This window comes from Rhodomicrobium sp., assembly GCF_047605405.1.
GTDB classification, from domain to species: domain Bacteria; phylum Pseudomonadota; class Alphaproteobacteria; order Rhizobiales; family Rhodomicrobiaceae; genus Rhodomicrobium; species Rhodomicrobium lacus.
In genome coordinates, this window is sequence record NZ_JASGFR010000045.1 from 21,451 (window position 1) to 27,752 (window position 6,302).

At 60.9% G+C, this 6,302-nt stretch carries 6 protein-coding genes and 1 pseudogene; 4 read left to right on the top strand and 3 right to left on the bottom strand.

Annotated elements, in window-relative coordinates; genetic code table 11:
• Positions 1–79 precede the first annotated feature (79 nt).
• Positions 80–712 (bottom strand): YceI family protein, encoded by a 633-nt coding sequence (locus QM659_RS14835; RefSeq protein ID WP_415189009.1) that lies wholly within the window; start codon positions 710–712, stop codon positions 80–82.
• Between the two features lie 28 nt (positions 713–740).
• Positions 741–1,340, bottom strand: coding sequence for an FMN-dependent NADH-azoreductase (locus QM659_RS14840; protein WP_415189010.1), 600 nt, complete (start codon positions 1,338–1,340; stop codon positions 741–743).
• Positions 1,341–1,467: 127 nt separating this feature from the next.
• Here QM659_RS14840 and QM659_RS14845 point away from each other — a divergent pair, with 127 nt between their 5' ends.
• The 4 genes and pseudogenes from QM659_RS14845 (at position 1,468) to QM659_RS14860 (ending at position 5,931) form a co-directional block, all read left to right on the top strand.
• The gene (locus QM659_RS14845; RefSeq protein WP_415189011.1) at positions 1,468–2,358 is read left to right on the top strand and encodes a LysR family transcriptional regulator; all 891 of its coding nucleotides are present in this window, start codon (positions 1,468–1,470) and stop codon (positions 2,356–2,358) included.
• Positions 2,359–2,953: 595 nt separating this feature from the next.
• Positions 2,954–3,967: a TRAP transporter substrate-binding protein DctP gene (gene dctP / locus QM659_RS14850; protein ID WP_415189012.1), complete on the top strand. Its 1,014-nt coding sequence runs from the start codon at positions 2,954–2,956 to the stop codon at positions 3,965–3,967.
• A pseudogene (locus QM659_RS14855) lies at positions 3,967–4,479 on the top strand (TRAP transporter small permease); the annotation flags it as partial. The gene dctP and the pseudogene QM659_RS14855, both read left to right, overlap by 1 nt.
• A gap of 87 nt (positions 4,480–4,566) precedes the next feature.
• Positions 4,567–5,931, top strand: coding sequence for a TRAP transporter large permease (locus QM659_RS14860; protein WP_415189014.1), 1,365 nt, complete (start codon positions 4,567–4,569; stop codon positions 5,929–5,931).
• 173 nt (positions 5,932–6,104) lie between these two features.
• Here QM659_RS14860 and QM659_RS14865 read toward each other — a convergent pair.
• Positions 6,105–6,302, bottom strand: a 198-nt coding sequence (locus tag QM659_RS14865; protein WP_415189013.1) for an outer membrane protein, incomplete at its 5' end; no start/stop codon positions are given.

A 6,302-nucleotide genomic window follows, 5' to 3' on the forward strand; every position in this document is an offset into this window, starting at 1 on the left:
GAGGCGGCGAGCAATCGCCGCCTCTTCAGTTTCTCGCCGAGGCTTCCATGGAGAGTGGCGTCGGCCCGTCAGGCTGCGATCACAAACCGGCCCCGCCATTCCGCTCGAAAGCGGCGCTGATAATGATCTTCACGTCGTCGCCGATGAGGGGCACGTAAGTCTTCACGCCGAAATCGCTGCGCTTGATGGCGCCGGTCGCCTCGAAGCCTACCGTGTACTGCTTGTTGATCGGGTTCGTTCCGGCACCGTTGAACACCGCATCGAGCGTCACGGGCTTCGTCACGCCGTGGAGCGTCAGGTCGCCCGTCACCTTCGCGGTGCGGTCGCCCGTCCGTTCGATCTGCTTCGCCTTGAAAGTGATTTCCGGGAATTTCCCGGCGTCGAGCCAGTCGGCGGCCTTCAGTTCGCCGTCGAGCTTGGCGTTGCTGGTGGAGATGGATTTCGTCGGGATACGGATATCGAGCGAACTTTTTTCGATGGATGCGGGCGCGAGGGTGAGCTTGCCGGAGACGCCGGTAAACTCGCCATACCAGGTCGAAAAGCCCATATGCGACACGGCGAAAAGCACGCGGGTGTGGCTGGCTTCGACCGTGTACGTCCCTTCCTGAACGGCCGCCGGGGCGACTTCGGTCGGAGCTTGGGCGGAAGCCTGAAGCGAGAGCATCGGCAGGGCGACGAACGCTGCGGCTAGAAATTTTCGGCTGATTTTCATGATTCGGTCTTACCTTTTGTTTGATGTTTCAGGCAGCAAGAGAAGAAATTTCTTCGCGCGCGGCGGCGAGCGCGGCCTCGCGCGCATCCGCACCGCGGCTGATGTTCTCTGCTCGGATGATGGAGATGTCGGTGATGCCGATAAAGCCAAGGGCGATCTTCAAATGGTCTTCCTGATGATCGGCCGCCTTCTGTCCATAGGAGCCGCCTCGCGATGAGACGATGAAGGCTTTTTTGCCGCCCGGCAGAAGACCTTCCGGACCCTCGGTCGTATAGCGGAAGGTGCGGCCCGCGATCAGGATGCGGTCCACCCACGCCTTGAGCTGGCTCGAAATCCCGAAATTGTACATGGGCGCGCCGATGACGAGGACGCTCGCCTCAAAAACGGTGTCGAGAAGTTTCGCGCCATCGGCGATGTCGGCCGCAAGCGTGTCGTTCTCTGGCGCCGCACCCTGGAAAACCGCAATGTGAGCCGGCGACAGATGCAGCAGCGGCTCTGCGACGAGGTCGCGATATACCACCTCGATGCCTGGATGGAGCGCGCGCTGGCGCGCGACGGTTTCGGCCGATAGCGCGCGGGAGACAGAATGCTGCCCGAGAACGCTTGAATCGATGTGCAGGAGTTTCAAGGCTGAATTCCTTCCGAGATCGGTTGCATGCGGCTGGCGCCGTATGACGTGACTGTTAAGATAGAGGATGAAATCCAGCGGAACAGGCTATATATTTCGATAAGTAATATCGCTCAGTCGGATAGGTATGCTGGACACTCTCTCGCTCGACCAATTGCGTCTGTTCATCGCCGCCGCCGAGGAGGGAAGCTTTTCCGCTGCCGGCAGGCGGCTCAATCGTGCTCAGTCGGTGATCAGCCAGACCATCCTCAATCTTGAGGCGCAGCTTGGCGTGGCGCTGTTTGACCGGAGGGGTCGTTATCCGGTGCTGACCGACCAGGGACGGATTCTTCTGGCGGACGCAAAAGGCATCCTGCGAGCGACGGACGCGCTTAAAGCGAGGGCAAAAGGGATGGCCGCCGGGCTGGAGCCCGAACTGTCGGTTGTCGTGGACGTGATGTTTCCGATGCGTGTGCTGACAAAGGTCGCCGCGCTATTCGGCTCCGTGTTCCCCGGAACGTCGCTCCGGCTTTACGTCGAAGCGCTCGGCGGCGTCGCCAAAGCCGTCTTGTCGCGCCAGTGTGCGCTCGGCGTGATGGGCTCCCTGACGCTGGAGCGGCCGGAGCTTTTGCGCGAGCGTCTTCTCGGGGTGCGGATGGTGGTCGTCACCTCGCCCCGGCATGCGCTTGCCTCGTTTCATGGCCCGATACCGCGCTGCCTGCTGGCCGATCATCTGCAACTCGTGCTGACCGATCGCACGGACCTGTCGGAAGGGCAGGAATTCAACGTGCTGTCTCCACGCAACTGGCGGCTGGCGGACATGAGCGCCAAGCACGCGTTTCTGCGCGAGGGGCTCGGCTGGGGCAGCATGCCTTTCGATATGGTCGAACGAGACCTCGCGGAAGGCGAGCTTGTCGAAATCGAGCTTCAGGATGCCGATGGCGCCAACTTCATCATGCCGATGTACGCCACTTACCGCACCGATGCCCCACCCGGCCCCGCAGGCCGCTGGCTGATCAACCGCTTGAAGGAGGCGTAGCACGACGGGTGAAGCGCAGATGGCTCTGTTTATTCCATCGCAAGCGAGCCCGCACGCGCTTGCTGTCCTCGGCAGACGGGTGACGGCCGGTTGGGGCGGTAAGCGGGCACGCGAGCACTTCAATGCGATCGTCAAAGCCCACCGCGCCGCACCTCCGCAGGACAGGCGACGACGGCTCAAAGGGGCACAGTTGGCCAGAAGTCTTGTCGGCGCTGATTACGCAACCGGTCGCTCACTGGCCCATACAAGAACGGACAAGCCTATGCTCGGCATAGCAAATCGCGCAAAGGTAGGCGCGACCGATGGGGATCAACCAGCCTTTTGAATCCAATCGCAAAAAAGTAGTTAATTATAACTGGGCATAAACGTCACACCCCCGGCTTGCGCTGCCAAATCAACCTTGGAAATTGACAAGGATTTCGCGCAAAAAACGCAAACGAACGCCGCTATTTCCCAATTTTTGTGTCCATTTTTAGGTGTTTTGCATACGATTTAGACCAAAGTATAGTCCGTCAATGAATCCCTTCCCGCGACGGGCGGATGCTATAAGAAAGGCGGACGGAACGACCCCCTGATTATAGATTTGGAGAACGCCATGATTTCGAGACGGGCATTCATCGGCGGCGCTGCCCTTTCCATAGCCGCGCCTGGACTGCTTCGGGCGCAAGGTGTCCGCACGCTGAAGATTTCTCATCAGTTCCCGGGCGGCACGATCGATCAGGGCGATTTCCGTGATCGTCTCGTGAGGCGGTTCGCAGCCGAGGTCGAGAAGCGCACGAATGGCGCGCTGAAATTCGAGATCTATCCCGGCTCGTCTCTCATGAAGACGTTCGCGCAGTTTTCTGCGCTGCGCAAAGGCGCTCTCGACTTCTCGCTCTATCCCCTCCCTTATGCCGGCAGCGAGGTTCAGGCGCTGAATCTCGGCCTGATGCCGCTTCTCGTCACGTCCTACGAACAGGGCGCGAAGTGGAAGGATGCCCCGATCGGTCAGTCGCTTGCCAAGATCGCCGAAGCCAAGGGCGTGAAGTTCATTACCTGGGTATGGCAGGCAGGCGGCGCTGCGTCGCTCAAGAAGGCGATTCGCGTTCCGGATGACGTGAAGGGCCTGAAGATCCGCGGCGGCAGCCGCGAATTCGACCTCATGCTGACAGCGGCGGGCGCGCAGGTTTCCACCATGCCGTCCAACGAAATCTATCTCGGCATGCAGACGGGCGCGCTCGACGCCGCGTTGACCTCTTCGACGAGCCTTATGTCCTTCCGCGTTGAAGAACTCTGCAATTCCATCACCACCGCGCGCACGGGCGCCATCTGGTTCATGTGCGAGCCGCTTCTGATGTCGAAGGACATCTTCGACTCCCTGCCAGCCGACCAGCAGAAGATCATCGTCGACGTCGGCCAGGAAATGGAATGGTTCGGCACGGCCGAGGCGAAGAAGGACGACGAAGCCATCGCGAAGCTCTACGCGGGTCTCAACAAGACGGTCGTCGACCTGAAGCCGGAAGAGCTTGCGGCGTGGACCAAGATCGCCGAAGAGACGGCCTGGAAGGATTTCGCGTCGAAGTCCACCGAAGCCGCTGAACTTCTGGCCAGCGCACGTTCGGTCTCCTGATGTCGGCGGGCGAGCTTCATTCCGACGCCATTCTGGCGGATCATGGCAAGGTCGATTATTCTGGCGAAAGCATCCTTCGGGGTGCTTTTCGACGGTTCGTCGATCTTCTTTTCAATCTCGCGTCCCTCTCGCTCATCGTCGCCTCGGGGGTTCTGACGGTTGGCGTCCTCCTCGGACACTCCACCGGCCAGGGCATGGTCTGGCAGGATGAGATGGAAGTGTTTCTGGTTGCCGGCGCCGTCTTCCTGTCGGCGGCCGCCGTGCAAGCGCGCCGGGGACATATCGGCATCGAGATCCTTGCGTCCTTCCTTCCACGCCGGGCGAAGGTTGTGCGGGACGTTTTCATCGACACTGTCTCGCTCATCTTCATCGCGTTTATCGCGTGGAAGGCGGGCGCGCTGTTCCATGAAGCCTGGGTTGAAGGGCAGATCTCGCAGTCGTCGTGGGGGGCTCCGCTCTGGATCCCCTATCTCGTGATGACGGTCGGCTTTGCCGTGCTCGCGCTGCAGATCGCGCTGCAGGTTGGCGAGCGGTCGATCATCATGCTGGTGCTGGGCCTTGCCGCCTTCGCGGCGCTGGTTCTGTGGCAGCGTCCGGTGATGCCTCTGCTTCAGGGCTATTCTCCGGCCACGATCGGCATCGCCTACTGCACAGCGACGCTTGTCATCATGTTCTCGGGCATCCCCATCGCGTTCGCGCTGGGTGTGGTCGCGACGATCTTCATGTTCCTTTTCATGCCGCGAGCGTCGGTCGATACCATCGCTCAGAACGTCTATGAAGAGCTGGCGAACGTCATCCTGCTCGCCATCCCGCTGTTCATTCTGAAGGGCGCGGCGATCGGGCGATCCGATGCGGGCAAAGACCTTTACTCCGCGCTTCACGCCTGGCTGCACAAGGTTCCCGGCGGTCTCGGCGTGGCGAACACGCTCGCCTGCGGTCTCTTCGCGGCCATGGCGGGTTCATCGCCCGCAACGTGCTCGGCCATCGGCTCGGCCGGTATCCCGGAGATGCGCAAGCGCGGATATTCGCCCGGTCTCGCCGCAGGTATCATTGCGGCCGGCGGTACGCTCGGCATCCTGCTTCCGCCTTCGGTCACCATGCTTCTCTATGCCGTGGCCGCAGAGGTTTCGCTCGGGAAGCTGTTCCTCGCGGGCATCGGTCCGGGCCTGCTTCTGATCGTGCTTTTCGCGCTCTACGCGTCCTGGAAGTTCAGCCGCGAAAAGCGGCAGGCGCTAGCCGCGGTACAGCGCGGGGAAACGGCAAAGAACGCCGCCATCCTGCACGAGGATCATTATACGCTGCGCCAGAAGATCTCCATGGTCGCCTGGGTGATGCCGTTCGTCACCATCCTCGCGGGCGTCATGGTGGTGCTTTACGCAGGGTATGCGACGCCGTCTGAAACCGCGGGCGTCGGCGCCATCCTTGCGCTCCTCGTGATCGGCTTGATGTATGGCGTATGGCGGCCGAAGCGGCTGATGCCGATCCTGACAGGCACCATGCGCGAAAGCTCGATGCTCTTGCTTATCATCGGGTTCTCGCTGCTGTTCTCCTACGTCATGAGCTATCTGCACATCTCGCAAAGCGCGGCGATGTGGTTGACGTCGCTTGGCCTGTCGAGATGGGAGCTGCTTTCCGCGATCCTTCTTTTCGTGGTGATGCTCGGCTTCTTCCTTCCGCCGGTGTCTATCATCCTGATGACGGCACCGATCATCCTGCCGCCGCTCAAGGCCGCCGGCTTCGACCTGATCTGGTTCGGCGTCGTTATGACCATCGTGATGGAGATGGGCCTCATTCATCCGCCTGTCGGGCTGAACCTGTTCGTCATCAAGAACATCGCGCCCGATATCTCGCTGTCGACGGTCATGTGGGGCGCGCTGCCGTTCGTGGGTCTGATGTTTGTCGGCGTCGTCCTGATTTGCTTCTTCCCGCAGATCGCGATGTTCCTGCCGAGCCTGGTCAGCTAAGTCTTGTGTCGCCTGGCGCGCCTCTGGTGTTCCAGGCGACAGAAACCCCGCTATCGCCAAGCGGAGGCTATCGGCCTCCGCTTTTTTGTTACCGGGCCCGCGAGCAGGAAGCTTGACCGGGAGCGGCGCGCCGTGCTCGCCGCTGCGTCGGTCAACGTTGCCTCGCTCGGGGGCTACTTCAGCGGCACGTATGCGGCGGGCGTAGAAACGAAGCGATAGTTGATACCAAGCTTCACGGTGTCGGCCGTCACGTCGTTCTTGAAGAGCTTCCAGTTATTGTCCGAGTTCCAGGCCCAGTTATTGTTGTCGAGGCTGAAATCGAAGTGTTGATATTCGACTTTCGCCGACCAATTCGGGTTGAACTGGTACTC